The sequence below is a fragment of the Ruegeria sp. C5 genome (assembly GCF_056537605.1).
Window position 1 is genome coordinate 162031 of sequence record NZ_JBQFRX010000004.1, and the last position, 17320, is coordinate 179350.

20 protein-coding genes are annotated in these 17320 nt (G+C 57.0%); 6 read left to right on the forward strand and 14 right to left on the reverse strand.

Annotated elements, in window-relative coordinates:
* Positions 1–122: 122 nt before the first annotated feature.
* The 5 genes from ACR0AW_RS15220 to ACR0AW_RS15240 all read left to right on the forward strand — a co-directional run bounded on the left by ACR0AW_RS15220 (position 123) and on the right by ACR0AW_RS15240 (position 4039).
* Positions 123–341, forward strand: coding sequence for a hypothetical protein (locus ACR0AW_RS15220; RefSeq protein ID WP_152610760.1), 219 nt, complete (start codon positions 123–125; stop codon positions 339–341).
* Positions 280–999 carry a helix-turn-helix transcriptional regulator gene (locus tag ACR0AW_RS15225; protein ID WP_170395826.1) on the forward strand — a complete coding sequence of 240 codons (720 nt, stop codon included), beginning with the start codon at positions 280–282 and terminating at the stop codon, positions 997–999. The genes ACR0AW_RS15220 and ACR0AW_RS15225 overlap by 62 nt, the downstream gene beginning before the upstream one ends.
* A gap of 83 nt (positions 1000–1082) precedes the next feature.
* The gene (locus ACR0AW_RS15230) at positions 1083–1721 is read left to right on the forward strand and encodes an acyl-homoserine-lactone synthase (protein ID WP_170589699.1); all 639 of its coding nucleotides are present in this window, start codon (positions 1083–1085) and stop codon (positions 1719–1721) included.
* A gap of 60 nt (positions 1722–1781) precedes the next feature.
* Positions 1782–3314 carry an AAA family ATPase gene (locus tag ACR0AW_RS15235; RefSeq protein ID WP_170733582.1) on the forward strand — a complete coding sequence of 511 codons (1533 nt, stop codon included), beginning with the start codon at positions 1782–1784 and terminating at the stop codon, positions 3312–3314.
* Positions 3311–4039, forward strand: a complete 729-nt coding sequence (locus tag ACR0AW_RS15240; protein ID WP_170776380.1) for an SDR family oxidoreductase — start codon at positions 3311–3313, stop codon at positions 4037–4039. Before ACR0AW_RS15235 ends, ACR0AW_RS15240 begins: the two co-directional genes overlap by 4 nt.
* 3 nt (positions 4040–4042) lie before the next feature.
* Here ACR0AW_RS15240 and ACR0AW_RS15245 read toward each other — a convergent pair whose 3' ends face one another.
* The 13 genes from ACR0AW_RS15245 to ACR0AW_RS15305 all read right to left on the reverse strand — a co-directional run bounded on the left by ACR0AW_RS15245 (position 4043) and on the right by ACR0AW_RS15305 (position 15000).
* Positions 4043–4807, reverse strand: coding sequence for a TIGR02186 family protein (locus ACR0AW_RS15245; RefSeq protein ID WP_170395832.1), 765 nt, complete (start codon positions 4805–4807; stop codon positions 4043–4045).
* Position 4808: 1 nt separating this feature from the next.
* Entirely contained in the window at positions 4809–5729 is a 921-nt protein-coding gene (locus tag ACR0AW_RS15250) for a sulfite exporter TauE/SafE family protein (protein ID WP_170395834.1), read from the reverse strand.
* A 260-nt stretch (positions 5730–5989) separates the two neighbouring features.
* Positions 5990–7000, reverse strand: a complete 1011-nt coding sequence (locus ACR0AW_RS15255; protein WP_170408321.1) for an ABC transporter permease — start codon at positions 6998–7000, stop codon at positions 5990–5992.
* On the reverse strand, positions 7000–8094 hold the full coding sequence (locus ACR0AW_RS15260; RefSeq protein ID WP_170733584.1) for an ABC transporter permease: 1095 nt from the start codon (positions 8092–8094) through the stop codon (positions 7000–7002). Before ACR0AW_RS15260 ends, ACR0AW_RS15255 begins: the two co-directional genes overlap by 1 nt.
* A 3-nt stretch (positions 8095–8097) precedes the next feature.
* Entirely contained in the window at positions 8098–9627 is a 1530-nt protein-coding gene (locus tag ACR0AW_RS15265; RefSeq protein WP_170395839.1) for an ABC transporter ATP-binding protein, read from the reverse strand.
* Between the two features lie 81 nt (positions 9628–9708).
* Positions 9709–10707: a BMP family lipoprotein gene (locus ACR0AW_RS15270; protein WP_170395841.1), complete on the reverse strand. Its 999-nt coding sequence runs from the start codon at positions 10705–10707 to the stop codon at positions 9709–9711.
* Positions 10708–10842: 135 nt separating this feature from the next.
* Positions 10843–11259, reverse strand: a complete 417-nt coding sequence (locus tag ACR0AW_RS15275) for a GNAT family N-acetyltransferase (protein ID WP_480439262.1) — start codon at positions 11257–11259, stop codon at positions 10843–10845.
* An 11-nt stretch (positions 11260–11270) separates the two neighbouring features.
* Entirely contained in the window at positions 11271–11861 is a 591-nt protein-coding gene (tsaB, locus tag ACR0AW_RS15280) for a tRNA (adenosine(37)-N6)-threonylcarbamoyltransferase complex dimerization subunit type 1 TsaB (protein ID WP_170733586.1), read from the reverse strand.
* Positions 11851–12414, reverse strand: a complete 564-nt coding sequence (locus ACR0AW_RS15285; protein ID WP_170733587.1) for a NifU family protein — start codon at positions 12412–12414, stop codon at positions 11851–11853. Before ACR0AW_RS15285 ends, tsaB begins: the two co-directional genes overlap by 11 nt.
* Before the next feature lie 69 nt (positions 12415–12483).
* Entirely contained in the window at positions 12484–13077 is a 594-nt protein-coding gene (locus tag ACR0AW_RS15290; RefSeq protein WP_170776382.1) for a 2-hydroxychromene-2-carboxylate isomerase, read from the reverse strand.
* A 9-nt stretch (positions 13078–13086) separates the two neighbouring features.
* Complete coding sequence (locus ACR0AW_RS15295; RefSeq protein WP_170733589.1) at positions 13087–13542, reverse strand: universal stress protein; 456 nt, start codon at positions 13540–13542, stop codon at positions 13087–13089.
* 73 nt (positions 13543–13615) lie between these two features.
* A complete protein-coding gene (locus tag ACR0AW_RS15300) occupies positions 13616–14479 on the reverse strand; it encodes a branched-chain amino acid aminotransferase (RefSeq protein ID WP_170733590.1) in 864 nt (287 codons plus the stop codon).
* A 59-nt stretch (positions 14480–14538) separates the two neighbouring features.
* The gene (locus ACR0AW_RS15305; protein WP_170408315.1) at positions 14539–15000 is read right to left on the reverse strand and encodes an Lrp/AsnC family transcriptional regulator; all 462 of its coding nucleotides are present in this window, start codon (positions 14998–15000) and stop codon (positions 14539–14541) included.
* A gap of 129 nt (positions 15001–15129) precedes the next feature.
* On the opposite strand from ACR0AW_RS15305, the gene ACR0AW_RS15310 reads away from it, so the two are divergent.
* Positions 15130–16179: a Glu/Leu/Phe/Val dehydrogenase gene (locus ACR0AW_RS15310; RefSeq protein WP_170733591.1), complete on the forward strand. Its 1050-nt coding sequence runs from the start codon at positions 15130–15132 to the stop codon at positions 16177–16179.
* A 66-nt stretch (positions 16180–16245) separates the two neighbouring features.
* Here ACR0AW_RS15310 and trpS read toward each other — a convergent pair whose 3' ends face one another.
* A complete protein-coding gene (trpS, locus tag ACR0AW_RS15315; RefSeq protein ID WP_170408313.1) occupies positions 16246–17274 on the reverse strand; it encodes a tryptophan--tRNA ligase in 1029 nt (342 codons plus the stop codon).
* Positions 17275–17320 lie beyond the last annotated feature (46 nt).

The window sequence follows — 17320 nt, forward strand, 5'->3', positions numbered from 1 at the left end:
TCAATGCTTTAAGAAATCGCGCCCCGCTATTTCTGGGGAGTAGAAAGCAGCGAGTAGGCCGAATTAGTCTGCACATGTTATGGTTGTGTTAACCCTTCGTTAACTATTTCGGGGACACCCTGATGGCGCAAAATGAGTGGATTTTGGACGTTCTGTCGGACCTCAACGCCTTTGCTGTGGCGAATGGGTTGAGCGCGCTGGCCGAGCAGCTTGACGACACAAGACTGATCGCCGCGGCCGAGATTGCGTCCTCAAAGGATGAGGCTTGCGCGCCCGCGAATGGGAAGAAAATTCGATTTGAGCCAGATCCTAGGGGATTTGGAAAGCACCAGCACGCTTGATGAGCTGACCAGCGTAGCAGTCCAGTTGCGGGACAAGCTGCAAATTGACCACATGACATATCACTGGGTTGATGGGGCCGGGGATCAATACGGGTTCACGACTTATTCGGATGCCTGGGATGAACGGTATCGAGACAGGAATTATCATCGTATTGATCCGGTTATTCTGGGTTGTTTTCAGCGATTTCACGCTGTGGACTGGAAACAGCTGAATTGGTCGGGCAAAGCAGTAAAGGCCTTCCTGCAGGACGCGCAGGAACATGGCGTCGGCAATCAGGGCTATTCGATCCCGCTGCGGGGGCCAGGCGGGCAATTCGCGCTGTTTACGGTCAACAACAGCTGTGATGACATCGCATGGCAGGCATTTGTCGAAACGTACGGCCGCGATCTCATATTGGTGGCGCATTTCCTCAATCGAAAAGCGCTGGAATTTGCAAAAGAACGGCAGCCGGACAACATGCGGGGGCTCTCGCCCCGCGAAATCGATGCAATGACATTGCTGGCGCTGGGGTATAGCCGAGCGCAGGTGGCGCACTCGCTTTCCATTTCTGAGCATACGCTCAGGGCCTATATCGAAAGCGCACGCTCAAAACTCGGTGCGCAAAATACGACTCATGCAATCGCCACTGCACTCAGTAGAGGATTAATAGTCGTTTAACGACCGTACGGTGGTCTCACCTTAATTTAACCACGTGTTCGTACCCCCTTTGTTCCAACTGTGGACGATAAGGGGAACACGTCATGTTGCGTTATTTGTATGCTGATGAGCTGCATAAATTTCCGGAATTGGCCAAGGGAATGTTCAGGGATCGCGCTGATCAGTTCAAAACCCGCCTTGGCTGGGACGTTAAGGTTAATGAAAAGGGGGAAGAGCGGGACCAGTACGATGATCTCAACCCGCTCTACGTGATCTGGGAAGAGGCGGATGGCAGCCATGGTGGTTCCATGCGGATTTTGCCGACGACCGGTCCGGTCATGGTGAATGAGGTATTCGGACATCTGACCGGAGGCAGCCCGATTTGCAGCCCGCTGATCTGGGAAGTCACCCGCTTTTGCCTCTCGCGCAACGCCAGCGCTCATACTGCCGGGGCCATCATGCTGAGCGGAGGTGAGGTGATGGAAGGGTTTGGCCTGACCCACATAGCAGGCGTTTTTGATGCCCGCATGATCCGGATTTATCGAATGATCGGATCGTCCCCAGTGGTTCTGGGAACCGAAGGAAAAGGGCGCGATCAAATCTCGGTTGGCCTGTGGCCATATTCAGCGGAAGACTGCAACCGTGTCGCGGCCCGCGCAGGTATCCCGCGCGAGTTGTCGCGCCTGTGGTTCAAGACGGCATTTGGCCATGGCGCACAGCACCGGTTCGCTTTGTCGGCCTAAGCGCGCGGAAAAACCAATCGGCATCTGGCAGCGCGCGGCGCGTCCCTGTAGGGTCGCGCCATGTCCTTGCCCCAAGTCAACTTTTCCGAAGATCAGGCCGCCGCTTTCGACAACATTGCCGAGATGTTGCGCACAGCTGGCGTAGACCTTGAAGACGACGCGCTGCTGAAACTGCCTGGCAACGGAAAGTCTGGCGTGATGGCAGTCATTGGCAAGGCCGGATCGGGCAAAACCCTGTTGCTGGCAGAGCTTTACAAAGTCCTGGCCGAGACGGGGGTCAACCTTATCTCGGGTGATTTCGAAAGTCGCAAATCCCGCGACAAGCGCAGCCTTGCGATCCTTGCGCCGACGAACAAGGCCGCCAGCGTATTGCGGCTGCGTGGGGTGCCCGCGACGACAATCCATCGCATCCTTTATACGCCTGTTTATGACCCCGAATACGAGCGCATCGCCGAATGGCTGGCGGGCAATGACGAACGGCCCGAGATCGAAGGGCTGACGGATGAAGCGCTCGACCGTGCAGCCGCGTTTTACGCCAACAACAAATCCATCCCCGGCGCGCTGGCCGCTGCTGGGTTACGTGGTTCCGATTTCATCACTGGCTGGAAACGTCGGGATGAGCCGCTGGATATAGGCTTTGTCGACGAAGCCTCGATGCTGGACGACCGACAATTCGAGGATCTGAAGGAAATCTTCCCGACCTTGTTGCTATTTGGTGATCCGGCGCAATTGGCACCGGTCAATCAATCAGGCTCGATGGTGTTTGACGGATTGCCCGAGCCGCGCAAGCAAATCCTGCATCGCGTGCATCGGCAAACTGCGGACAACCCGATCCTAGACCTCGCCCATGCGCTGTCCGATCCGGTCATGGGGTTTGAGGATTTCGAACGCTTGATCGAAGAAACCGCCCGCAAAGATGATCGCGTTGTCTGGGGGCAACGGGTCGAAGTTGATCTGATGGCGCGCAGCCCGGTTCTTGTCTGGCGCAATGCGACCCGAATCCGGCTGATCCAGGCGTTTCGTACCGTGCATGGCGCGCCGGAGACCGAATTGCTGGAAGGGGAGCCGCTGATTTGCGACGGTATTGAGCTGCCATTGAAGCACCGCAAAAAGCGGCTGGACCTTGAGGCGCGCGGGCTGATCAAGGGTGCACAGGTCATCTATCTTGGCCCTGGTCGCAAGCCGGGTTTTTCGCGGTTGCATGTAATGGGGGCCGAAGACCCTCAGGTCTCGGCGGCGTCGATCGTGCAGATTGAAAAGCCCGATGAGGAGGAGCCGTTCATTCCCTATGCTGCCCGTATGGGGGCAACGTTCCTGCATGGTGCCGCTGTGACGATCCATAAGGCGCAAGGGTCGCAATGGGACACGGTTCAGGTCTTTGCGCCAGACATCTACGCAGCCGCCCGCATGGGCCGTACTGAGGCCGGGCAACCGTTGTGGAAGCGCCTAGCTTATGTCGCCATAACCCGCGCACAGGAGAGGCTAATCTGGGTTGTGCGGAACCGCTTGTCGAAACCGACCCACCCGTTGCGTGTGGATGACCTGCGTGCGGTTGCGGCACCATCCCTGACATTGGAGCCGGAAGAGACATGAAGACGATCATCGTGACCGGCGCAAGCTCGGGCATAGGCCGCGCCACCGCCGAGCTGTTTCTGTCAGAAGGATGGACTGTCGGGCTTCTGGCCCGCAGCGCTGACAAACTTCTTGCTATGGCACAGCATAACGCCTCGGCGATCCCGCTGGTTGCCGATGTGACTAACCCGGATGCCGTTGCAAACGCCTTTACTGCATTCACCCGACAGACCGGGCGACTGGACGTGCTGTTCAACAATGCCGGGATTTTTGCCTCTGGTGGCACCATCGACGAGATCGCGCTTGAGGATTGGTACGGCTCGGTCAATGTGAACCTGAACGGCATGTTCCTGTGTGCACGGGCTGCATTTGCTGCGATGCGGGCTCAGGCGCCGCAGGGGGGGCGTATCATAAACAACGGTTCAATCGCTGCTCATGTGCCGCGCCCGAACTCGGCGCATTATTCTGCGACGAAACACGCGATTACCGGTCTGACGCGCAGCCTGTCTCTGGACGGGCGGAGTTTTGGAATTGCCTGTGGTCAGATCGACATCGGAAATGCGCGCACCCCGATGGTGCAAGGGCTGGTCGATGAGGCACTTGCCGAAGGCCGCGACCCTGATCCCACCATGGATGTCGGGGATGCCGCCCGCTCGGTACTGCATATGGCCGAACTGCCGCTTGAGGCGAATGTGCAGTTCATGACCGTTATGGCCACGACCATGCCATATATCGGTCGCGGGTGACGATCAGTTCTCGCGCAGTAGGCGGAAGGCTGTCGAAGCGCCCCAACCGGCGGCAATCGCGATGGCCAGTGACATAAGCCCGTACCAAATGGGTTGTTCACGCGACATCGCGTACAAGAAACGCTCAAGCCCGACTTTGCGTACTCCTATCGAGGTTTCAAAGGTCGAGACCACCTTTCCGTCTCGTGTCAGGAAGATACGGGCGCTGTAGTCGCCTTCGGTCAGGTCCGACGGCATGTCGATTGATGTGCGGAACAACGTCTGTTCGTCCACAGCCACTGTGTTTTCCCGGATCGAGTACAGCCCTTCATCTTCGCGGATGCGGATGACCGCCTCGGAAAAATCCTGTGCGCCTTGAATGCTCATGTCCGCACCGACCGACCGGATGGCACGCTCGATCGAAACCTTATAGCGTAGGTCTTCGGTCTGGGTCAGAACCTCGGAAAACGGGGCGCTGGTGGCAACGGCGTAGAAGCTTGGTGCCAGATCAACAACAAGGCTGTCGGTGTTCACCCAGATACCGAACCGTTTCTCTTTGCGGCGTACGGTGACTGGTTCGGATGGGCCGACTACCGATACGATGACCTCAAGCGGTGGACCGTCCGGGATTGGAGCTTCGCGCTTTACCGCGCCGAAAACCAGTATTTCGGACCCGTCAAAATTGGCGGTAATCGACACCCGATCCTGACTTAGGCCCAGAACAACCTGTTCTTCGGCTGCGTAGGCTGGCAGACAGATCAGACAAAGAAGAGCAATCAGACGCAGCATCTTAATGCCCTCCTGCATCGCCAAGCGAATACAACTCGGCGGGTTGAAGCAGAAGATCAAGCGCCAGCTTGCCGCAGACAACAAGTACCAGAGCCGCCAACAAAACACGCAGTTGTTCAGCCGGCATTCGGGCACCGATGACTGTTCCGATTTGGGCACCAACTACGCCACCGACGAGCAGAAGAACCGCCAACACGACATCAACGGTATAGTTGGTGGTGGCGTGCAGCATAGTGGTAAAGGCGGTTACAAAGATGATCTGAAACAGCGAAGTTCCGACAACAACCTTGGTCGGCATGCCCAATAGGTAGATCATCGCGGGCACCATGATAAACCCGCCGCCGACACCCATGATAGCAGACAGGACACCGACAAACAGGCCTACGACAAGCGGTGGAATGACCGAGATGTACAGGCCCGACGTCCGAAACCGCATCTTGAACGGCATGGCGTGCACCCAACCGCGCTGGCGTCGTTTCGGAGGCGGCGTGCCGCCTTTCCGCGTTTTTCTAATCGCGTTCAGGCTTTCGACAAACATCAGACTGCCGATGATGCCCAGAAATACGACATAGCAAAGTTTGACCAGCAGATCGACCTGTCCGAGGCTCTTGAGATAGTTGAAGACAACAACACCCAACGCAGCGCCTGTCAGCCCTCCGACCAAAAGGACTGTACCCATTTTAAGGTCCACGGTTCGGCGCCTGAAATGCGCCAGCACCCCAGAAAATGATGAAGCAACAATTTGGTTTGCCTCGGTTGCGACCGCAACCGCAGGCGGAATGCCGATGAAGAACAGCAGTGGAGTCATCAAAAACCCACCGCCAACGCCAAACATTCCAGACAGAATGCCCACCATTCCACCCAGTCCAAACAGTAGAAACGCGTTTACGGATACTTCGGCAATCGGGAGGTAAATCTGCATGGCTTCTTCTAGACAGGAGAGGCCGTACCACGCGGTGTGGCAAAGCCATTGGTAACATAAATCTCAACAGACGAAGCGCGCGTGCCAGGTGGGGCCATCTAGTTGTTTCCGTGGCTCAACCTGAAAATAGTCGATAGCATGGCTGCGGAACTGATGCGGGACACGTCCATACCCCCTTAGAGCGGTTGCGGCATACAAAATCAACTCTGTATGCCGCTTTGCAGCAAACAGGACTGAGGGGCAGTCCTGAACTGGCTCTATCAGCGTTCCTTTACATATGGTTCGCCGCCTGCGCGTGGCGGTATGGCCTTGCCGACGAACCCGGCAAGAATCACCACGGTCAGGATATAGGGCAGAGCGTCCATGACCTGCACCGGGATCACGACCCCGCCCAAATCGATGTTCTGGAACCGCAAGGCAATGGCCTGCAACAGCCCGAACAAGAGGCATGCCCACATCGCGTGCCACGGACGCCATTTTGCAAAGATCAGAGCAGCCAGTGCGATAAATCCGCGCCCAGCGGTCATCTCTTTCACAAAGCCTGCTTGCAGCGCGGTGGCCAGGTAGGCACCTGCGATGCCGCAAAGTACGCCGCAAATCGCAACCGCTGCGTAGCGGAGACCTACAACCGAAACTCCAGCAGTATCCACCGCCGCAGGATTCTCTCCGACCGCGCGCAGACGCAGCCCGAACCGGGTGCGGAACAGAATCCACCAAGTCAGTGGCACCATAAGGAAAGCCACATACACCAGAATGGAATGGCCAGACAGAAGCTCGGAATAGGCCATATGCAGGGGATTGGTTTCAGACATCAGCTCGGAAACCGGACGGCCTGTCAGTTCGGCGTCAGCCGGACCGATCGCATAAGGGAATTCTGCAGATTCAAACCGCCCTTCACCGAACAATGATGGCGTACGACCACCCTGCTTGAACCAGCTTTGGGCGACAAGAACGGTCATACCTGAGGCAAGAAAGTTGATCGCAACCCCCGAGATAAGCTGATTGCCCCGGAACGTGATCGACGCAAACCCGTGTAGCGCCGAAAGGACCAGAGATGCCGCGATCCCGGCCAGCAATCCCAGCCACACCGAACCGGTTACGGCGGCGACGGCAGCCGAGAAGAATGCTGACATCAGCATCTTGCCTTCAAGGCCGATGTCGAAGATGCCCGCGCGCTCGGAGTATAGACCGGCCAGACAGGCAAGCAGCAAAGGCGTAGCCAGTCGGATGGTCGAATCCAGAACCTGGATGAGTGTCAGGAAGAAATCCATCAGGCCGACCCCTTCCGAAGCGCCATGAACAGCTTTTCAAGCGGCATGCGCACCATGTTGTCCAGTGCTCCGGTAAACAGAATGACCAACGCTTGGATGACCACGATCAGTTCGCGCGGAATTGATGTCCAAAGCGCCAGTTCGGCACCGCCCTGATACAGAAACCCAAACAGAACAGCGGCTAGAAATACCCCGAATGGATGCGACCGACCCATCAGTGCCACGGCAATTCCAATGAAACCCGCGCCTTCGGTTGCGTTCAGCACCAACCGCTCGGCTTCGCCCATCACGTTGTTGACTGCCATCAGGCCCGCCAGAGCGCCCGAGATCAGCATGGCAATAATCGTGATACGTACAGGCGAGATACCAGCGTAGACGGCACCGGTTTCCGAATGGCCGTAGGCGCGGATTTCATAGCCCAGCCGAGTTCGCCAGATCAGCGCCCAGACAACAAAACACGCAAGGATTGCGACGAAGAACGAGATGTTGGCAGGCGCACCTCGGAAAACGATGTTTTCGGCGCTCGAGAACATCGACTGGAAAGTCGGGAGATGCACTGCCTCGGGGAAACGAGCCGTTGCTGGATCTTGCGACCCTTGCGGGCGCATGACGTTGACCAGCATGTAATTCAGGAAAGCGGCAGCGATGAAATTGAACATGATCGTGGTGATCACGATATGGCTGCCCCGCTTCGCCTGCAGATAGGCCGGGATCGCGGCCCAGGCTGCACCGAAGATCATCGAAGCAGCACAGGCGGCCAGCAAAGCTATTGTCCAATGCGGCCAAGGAACCGATAGGCAGACGATGGCAACGCCCAGTCCGCCCAGCATGGCCTGACCCTCGCCGCCGATGTTGAACAAGCGCGCGTGAAAGGCAACTGCAACCGCGAGTCCGGTGAAGATGAAGTTCGTTGCATAATAAAGTGTATAGCCCCAGCCGTAGGTTGACCCTAGGGCCCCAGTGACCATCAGATTTACCGCCTCAAGCGGATCTTCCCCGATGGCCAGGATCACGATTGCCGAAAGGATTGTGGCTAGAAGCAGACTGATTAGCGGGATCAGTACCACATCGGCCCATTTGGGCATTTTTTCCATGGTTCAGGCGGCCTCTCCTGCAACACCGGCCATCAGCAGGCCCAGTTCTTTTTCATCCGTCTCGGCGGGCAGACGCTCGCCCATGATATGTCCGTCAAACATAACCGCGATCCGGTCCGAGAGTGAGAAGATCTCTTCCAGCTCGACCGAGACCAGCAAGATTGCTTTGCCCTGATCCCTCAAGGCGACGATCTGTTTGTGAATGAACTCGATGGCACCGATATCCACGCCGCGTGTGGGCTGGCCCACCAGCAGCAGATCGGGATTGCGCTCGATTTCTCGTGCAACGACGATTTTCTGTTGATTGCCGCCCGAGAAGCTTTTTGCCGTCAGCCAGCCATTGGGCGGGCGTACGTCGAACTTCTCGATCTTGGCTTCGGTGTCGGCACGCAGGGCGGCGTTGTCCATGAACAGCCCGCGTTTGTAAGCAGGGTCGCGGTGGTAGCCGAACGCCACGTTCTCCCACGCGTGAAAATCCATGATCAGGCCTTCGCGCTGCCGATCCTCGGGGACATGAGCGATATGTCGGGCGCGCCGCGCTTGCCCGTCCGATCCGGGGCCGTGCAACGCCAGAGGCTCGCCGTTCAGTTTGATCGAGCCTACCCCGGGTCGCATACCGCCCAAAACTTCAAGCAGCTCGGACTGCCCGTTGCCAGCAACGCCCGCGATGCCAACGATCTCACCCGCGCGAACGGTTAGGTCGATGCCTTTGACACGCTCGACACCGGCCGAATCGGTGACACTGAGGTTTTCGATTTCCAGAACCGGTTTGCCCGGCTGTGCAGGCACCTTATCAACCTGTAGCAAGACCTTGCGGCCAACCATCAATTCGGCCAGTGCCTGCGGATTGGTATCAGCTGTTTTGACGGTGGCGGTCATCTCACCACGGCGCATAACCGAAACCGTATCAGTGTTCTCCATGATTTCGCGCAGCTTGTGCGTGATCACGATGATTGTTTTACCCTCGGACCGCAGCCGGTCGAGAATGCGAAACAACTGGTCCGCCTCGGCAGGGGTAAGAACGCCCGTGGGTTCGTCCAGAATCAGAATTTCGGCCTTGCGGTAGAGCGCCTTGAGAATCTCAACCCGCTGCTGCATGCCCACACCGATCTCATCGATGCGTTTGTCAGGGTCGACGAACAGTTCGTATTCTTCCTCTAGGTCTTTCAGCTCTTTCCGGGCTTTCGCCAGCGACGGAGCCAACAGCCCACCGTCTTCCGCACCCAGAACGATGTTTTCCAGAACGGTGAAATTCTCGACCAGTTTGAAATGCTGAAACACCATCCCGATGCCCGAGGCGATCGCCGCCTGGCTGTCAGGGATGTCGGTCTTGGTGCCGTTGATCCAGATTTCGCCTTTGTCGGCTTTGTAAAATCCGTAGAGGATGCTCATCAGCGTGGATTTGCCCGCTCCGTTTTCACCGATGATCCCGTGGATCGCTCCGCGGGCGACGCTGATGGAAATATCTTTATTAGCCTGAACCGGCCCAAAGGCTTTGGAAATCCCTTTGAGTTCAATGGCGGGGACGGTCATATCTTGTCCTTGGGTTGCCGAAAGGGCCGCATGCGGCAGAGTGGTGCAGGGCGGAGGCCATGGCCCCCGCCCCCAGTTACATCAGAACTGCAGTGCAGGGCAGCTGTCGTTCTCGTAGTAGCTGACAACGCTTACGTTGCCATCGATGATGTCGCGACGGGCACTTTCAATGGCCGAGCTCATTTCTTCGCTCACCAGTTCCGCGTTGTTTTCATCCATCGCAACGCCAACGCCATCTTGTGCAAGACCCATGGTGTAAACACCGGTCTGGACGTCTTCGCCAGCTTTCATGGCGTCATATACAGCAACGTCCACACGCTTGAGCATCGAGGTCAGGACCTTGCCCGGGTGCAGGTGGTTCTGGTTGCTATCGACACCGATTGACAGGATGCCTTCGTCGGCTGCGGTTTGCAGAACGCCAACACCGGTACCGCCCGCAGCGGCGTAAATCACGTCAGCACCCTGGCTGATCTGTGCTTTGGTCAACTCCGAGCCCTTCACCGGGTCGTTCCATGCTGCAGGGGTGGTGCCTGTCATATTAGCAACAACGTTGATGTCCGGGTTCACGGACTTCGCGCCTTGTGCATAACCACAACCAAAGTGACGGATCAGAGGGATATCCATACCACCGATAAAGCCCACTGTGCCGGATTGGGACGCCATCGCCGCCATCATGCCGACCAGGTATGATCCTTCATGTTCGGCAAATCCTATCTGGCGAATGTTCGGGGCTTCCAGCCAGGTCACGTCGACCGCAACGAATTTGGTATCCGGATAGTCACCTGCCACTGCAGCCAATGGATCGGCCATGGCGAAGCCCATTGTGATAATCGGGTTTGCGCCCGCTTCGGCAAAGCGGCGAAGCGCTTGTTCGCGTTGCGCTTCCGACTGAAGCTCGATCTCGCGATAGCTTTTGCCGGTCTGTTCCGCCCAACGCTGAGCGCCATTATGCGCGGCTTCGTTGAACGATTTGTCGAACTTGCCACCCAGATCAAAGATAAGGGCCGGTTCTGCCATAGCAGCACCTGCTGTTAGTGCAACCGCAGCGGCTGCGCCCATCAAGGATTTCATAAATGTCATTTGTTACTCCCGTTGGCTGTTATCGGTCCGGGGCTTAATCCCCCGGTACCCACTCAGAGCGAGCATACCTGTTGTGATGGCGGGAATTGAAGCTGTTTGCAACAGCTTCGGTCAACACATTTTTGACCATATGGTCTAAAAAAGCGGATATTTTTCGCTCAAGGGGCGTTCCATGACGATCGCATCGGCGTTTGGGCCACTTTTGCGATGATAATAGGCTGCGCGATTGCCGCATGGCGTGTATCCGCTGGTTTGGTACAGAGATATCGCCGAATGGTTATCTGAGGCAACGTCCAGAAATGCACGGATTGCACCGAGTTCTCGTGCCTTGGCGTGCCAGTCTGCCATGATGCGCCGCGCCAGCCCGCGTCTTTGATAGTCTGGACGTGTCGCGATCGTGAGCAGCTCGGCCTCTTCGCCGATCACTTGAATGAGGGCGAAAGACCGTTTGTCGCCAACAACATGGGTAAAGCGATTGGCAATCAGATTGCTGAATTCTTCCGCGCTCCACGGGCGTGACTGTGTGAAAGCTGCGGCGTGGGTTTCTGCCATGTCCTGTGGTGTCATTCGTCCAAAAGCACCGGTGGGACATCGCTTGAAGGGGCCGCATCTGCAGGGCGGACATAAAGCGGAGCGGGTGGCGCTTGAACTGTCGTCCAACGACCAGCGGCCACCTGGGCGATCGCACGAATCTGCTGTTCAGGGTCATCGCAGAAATACAGTGGCCCAATATCGGACGCAGCATGACGTGAGGTCAGGTAAGGCAATTCCCCCTGAGGCTGCAGATAAACCTGATCGCGCGGTGCGACAATCGCCGGGAGATGTCCGTCGGGAGCAATTTCCGCAACTGCATCAAACCCCGACACCCCGACCGCTGGCACGCCGAGCCCAAGAGCCAATCCGCGCGCTGCGGATACCGAGATACGGATGCCGGTGAAATTGCCAGGACCGATTCCGACGGCGATCGTATCAAGGTGCCGCCATGTGCAATTGTTCCGGGTCAGGATTTCTTCAAGCAAGGGCATCAACCGTTCCGCCTGCCCACGAGTCATCGCCTCGGCGTGCGATGCGATAATCTTGCCCTCTCGCAGCAAAGCGGCCGCGCAATGCGCGGCCGATGTATCGAATGCCAAAATCGTCGGTTCAGACGGCAACAGGGCGAACCTCGGTCACTTCGGGGATGTAGTGACGCAACAGGTTCTCGATCCCCATTTTCAGCGTTAGGGTTGAGGACGGACAGCCCGCGCAGGCTCCCTGCATGTGCAGATAAACAACGCCGCGGTCGAAGCCGTGGAAGGTGATGTCACCGCCGTCCTGAGCCACAGCAGGACGCACGCGGCTATCCAGCAGATCTTTGATCTGGTTGACAATCTCTGCATCTTCGCCGGTGTGTTCAGCGTGGCCCGAGGCGGTCTCTGCGCCTGCGCCCATAACCGGTTGGCCGGACTGGTAATGCTCCATCACAGCGCCGAGAATTGCGGGCTTGATGTGATCCCACTGCACGTCATCAGATTTGGTTACCGTGACAAAATCGTTGCCGAAGAACACGCCTGTTACGCCGTTTACACCGAATATGCGTTTGGCGAGCGGAGATTTTTCTGCAGCGTCGACGCTTGGAAAATCAGCGGTGCCTGCTTCCAGAACCGTCTGGCCGGGTAGGAATTTTAGTGTGGCCGGGTTGGGTGTGGATTCGGTTTGAATGAACATGGCGCGGCTCCGTCTAAGATGCACCTGATATGCGCGTCCGTGCGGAGGAAGTCAAGATTTGGAACCGTTCTAAATTGCGGCGGCGTAAGAAATCGCATCATCCAGACGATCATCACCCCAGAATAGCTCGTCCCCAATAACGAAACTCGGCGCACCAAAGATGTGTTTAGCCTTGGCCTGAGTAACTTGCTCGAACAAGGCAGCCTTGATCGCGGGGTCGCTTATCCGATCCATCAGATCAGTCGAAACGCCAGATTTGGTAAGGCACTCAACCAGAACCGCCGGATTCGATATATCACGACCGGAACCAAACTGCGCAGAATAGACAGTGCGTACAAAGGCTGCCCGTTGATCAGCTGGTTCGATCGCCAGCGCTAGCCTTGCTGCTTTCAAGCTGTTTTGTGGAAATGGCTCGGGCCGCCGAAATGGTAAATCGCGCGCGGCGCAAAGCCGTTCCATGTCTCGCCACATGTACCGACCTTTTGCCGGGTAGAGGTTGAACGGCGAGTTGTTCCATCCCTGTTCAGCAAAGATCGGCCCCAGAAGGAATGGGTGCCATTCTATGGCAACTCCATATTCCGAAGCCGCCTGCTGGATACGCATCGCGCTGAGATAAGAATAGGTCGATGCGAAGTCGAACCAGAACTGCAGCTTCGCGGACATAAATTCACCTCAGGTGATGGCTTCCAGCTTCTCTTTGCTCAGATCGCCGGGCACGATGGTAATAGGAATGGGCAAGCTTCCAGAGTTCCGGGTCAGTTGTGTCACCAACGGTCCGGGGCCTTTTTTGTCGGTACCTGCACCCAGAACCAATACGCCGATCTCGGCATCGGATTGGACATGTTCAATGATTTCGGCCACCGGATCGCCTTCACGGATTGCCAATTCGGGCTCGACACCCTGTTTGTCGCGCATCCATTTGGCGAACACCTCGAAATGGGCGTGAATACGTTCACGCGCTTCTTCGCGCATCACCTCGGCAACACCGATCCAGTGGTTGAATTCGTCCGGTGGAATTACCGAAAGAACCGTAACCCCGCCGCCAGTATGTGCCGCACGCATAGCGGCAAAGCGCATGGCGTTCAGGCATTCACGGCTGTCGTCCAGAACGACTAGGAACTTGCGCATGTTTGTCCTCGTTTGTTTTCGGGATCATGCCCCACAGGGTAAGCAGTGGCAACTGAAACAGAAAAGGAGCAGATCAGCAATTGCTTGCAGCCCAATCCCAGTACATCTCGCGTGTGCGACGGGCGATTGGGCCCACCTGATACTGGGTGTCATCCAGCGCGGTGATTGGCGTCACTTTGCTCATGTTACCGCTCATGAACACTTCGTCCGCGTCGTGAAAGTCATCGAAACTCAGCACGGTTTCATGCACGGTTACCCCGTCGGCGCGCAGGTTTTTAATATGCCGCGCGCGTGTAATCCCGGCCAAGAATGTCCCATTGGGGATTGGAGTAAAAACCTCACCATCGCGCGCCATGAAGATATTTGCGGTCGCAGTCTCGGCCACATGCCCCATCGCGTCGGCCACAAGGGCGTTCGAAAAGCCCTTGCTGCGTGCCTCCTGCAACATCCGGGCATTGTTCGGATACAGGCACCCTGCCTTTGCATTGACCACAGCGGATTCCAGGACAGGACGGCGGAACCGAGTGGTTGTCAGCGTCGCCGAGGCGGTTTCGGGTGCCATTGGGATTTCTTCAAGACAGATGGCAAAGCCAGTGCTGTTTTCCTGAGGGACGATGGCGGTGTGATCCCCGTCGATGCCCCAATACATGGGGCGAATGTAAACGGCGGTGTCTGGTGCGTAACTCTGTAACCCTTCGTAAACCAGATCGACCATCTGTTCGATTGTTACAGAAGGTGTCAGCATCAGCGCCTCGGCTGAACGGTTCACGCGGGCACAATGGGCATCCAGATCCGGGGTCATTCCATCAAAGTACCGGGCACCGTCAAACACCGATGAGCCCAGCCATGCGCCATGGTCAGCAGCGCGCATGATCGGTGCGTCCCCGTCATGCCATTGGCCGTTGAAATAGGTGCGGATGTTTTTGCCGACTGCCATTGCGCCCTCCCTCAAGCTTCGGGGAAACCTAGGTTGGGGCTGACGCAAGGTCCAGCAGATTATCCGTGATGCTGGGGCAGCGCTTCGCGTTTGACCATTGTGCGCAAAGCGAAGTTTGATCGTAGGTTTCGAATGCCCGAAATTTTCATAAGCCGGTTTTCCAGAAATGCATCAAACGCATTGAGGTCTTTGGCAACCACGCGCAGCAGAATGTCGCGTGATCCGGTCATGAGGTAGCATTCCATCACCTCGTCGCAGCGACGAATGGCCTTTTCGAAGGAATCGATGGCGTTGCGATCCTGTTTCTCCAACTCGACAGACACAAAGATTGTGACGCCGAATCCAAGCCGCTCGGGGTCGACCTGTGCGGCGTAGCCGGTGATAATCCCGTCCCGCTGCAGCCGATCCAAACGCCGTGCGCAGGGTGTCGGGGACAGCCCGACATGCTCCGCCAAATCAATGACAGTCATACGGCCATCGTTTTGAAGGGCGCGGACTATCTTGGAATCGATATCATCCATGGCGAAAAACTCCACAAAAGTTTTCAATTTTAGATGTTAGCACCAAAAATTTCCCTAATATAGTGACAAAAGGGTGAAAATCACTCGACGATAGGTGGCAAACTCTCGGAAGCATTCCGGAGGAGAAGAATGGACATCACCATCGTAGACGCGCCAGAGCACGAGCGCGTGGTCGAATTCAAAGATAACTCACTTGGTCTATTGGGCTACATCGCGATCCACTCAACGCAACGTGGCCCCGCTGCGGGCGGTGTGCGCATGCGCCCTTATGGCCACCCAGCCGAGGCCCTGGACGATGCTTTGCGACTGGCAAGGGGCATGACGTTCAAGAACGCCGCGGCAGATCTGCCGCTCGGGGGAGGCAAGGCTGTCATTATCGGGGATCCTCATGAGGATAAATCACCTGAACTTTTGCAGGCCTTTGGGCGCGTGATTCAAGGTTTGAACGGTCTGTACTGGACGGCAGAAGATATGGGTATGACGCCTGCAGATATGGCGCATATCGGGTCTGAAACCGAATTTGTGGCTGGGCTGGCGGAAGGTGAGTTCGCCAGCGGTGATCCGTCTCCGATAACGGCGCGCGGGATATTCAATGCTGTCCGGGTGACAGCGCAGCACCGGTTCAGGCTTTCTGGCCTTAAAGGCCTGACGGTATCGGTTCAGGGTCTTGGCCATGTAGGCGAGCATTTGTGCCAGTTGTTGCACGATTCTGGTGCGCAGTTAATCGTAACTGACATCGACACCCGGCAAGCGGCCCGCGTGGCCGAACGGTTTGCGGCACGGGTCGTTGCACCCGATGCGATCTACGGCGTTGAAGCGGATATCTTTGCGCCTTGTGCGATCGGCGGCATCCTGAACGAAACGAGTATTCCATTACTGAAAGTCGGCGCTGTGGCCGGAGGGGCAAATAATCAGTTGTCCAGCGATCGGGACGCGCAGTTGCTCCACGAGCGTGGCATTCTTTACGCCCCTGACTTCGTCGCCAATGGCGGTGGTATCGTGAATGTGGCGACGGAAATCCTCCGTGTCGCAGAGCGTGAAGCTTGGGTCGCCGGTAGGTTGCAGGCGCTGGAGCAGACGATGGATCGCATCCTGACACGGGCCAAAGCCGAAGCGGTCAGCCCGCACGAAGTTGCGGAATCCATCGTGCACGAGATGCTGAGCCTGCAGGCGGCATAAGAGCCGACGGAACGAAAAACGCCGCCCGAGAAAGGGCGGCGTTCTTTTTGGATTGCGATCGCGTGGTCAGGACTTGCCCGCACCGACCATCCCTACAATCTCGTAGGTCTGCTGCAGAATCGGGGCCGCGATTGCACGTGCCCGTTCAGCACCTCGGGCGAGAATCTGATCAATCTCGGCCTCTTCGCCCATCAGGCGCGCCATTTCGGTTGAAATGGGCGAGAGTTTCGAGACCGCAAGTTCTGCCAACAATGGCTTGAACTCACCGAATTGCTTCCCGCCGACCTCAGCCAGCACTTGTGCGGCCGTCTGGTCGCTAAGCGCGGCATAGATATTCACCAGATTGCGCGCCTCGGGACGGTCTTCAAGGCCATCGACCTCCGATGGCAAAGCGTCCGGATCGGTCTTGGCTTTACGGATCTTCTTGGCGATGGCGTCGGCATCATCGGTCATGTTGATCCGCGTCATATCAGACGGGTCTGACGACGACATCTTCCGGGACCCGTCACGCAGGTTCATCACACGGGGCGCAGGCCCACCGATGACCGGTTCGGTTACCGGAAAGAAATCGACGCCATAGTCATGGTTGAACTTGATTGCGATGTCGCGCGTCAGTTCCAGATGTTGCTTCTGGTCTTCACCAACAGGCACATGGGTCGCGTGATAGACCAGAATGTCTGCCGCCATCAGGGCAGGATAGGCGAACAGACCCAGCGAAGCATTCTGCGCATTCTTACCGGCCTTGTCCTTGAACTGTGTCATTCGCTGCATCCAGCCGATACGGGCGATGCAGTTGAAGATCCATGCCAGCTGTGTGTGCTCGGGCACCTGGCTCTGATTGAACAGGATGGATTTCTCGGGATCCAGACCAGCGGCAATGAACCCCGCGCAAACTTCGCGGGTCTTTTCACGCAGACGATCCGGATCTTGCCAGACAGTAATCGCGTGGAGGTCGACCATGCAGTAGACGGTCTCGTATTCCGGCCCCTGCATATCCACGAAACGTTTAAGTGCACCCAGGTAATTACCCAAGTGCAGGTTTCCTGAAGGCTGGATGCCGGAAAACACGCGCGGCGTGAATTGGGTCTCGGTCATCGAAGGAAACTCCTGTCTGGAAAAATCAGCCCCCGTCGCTTACCCA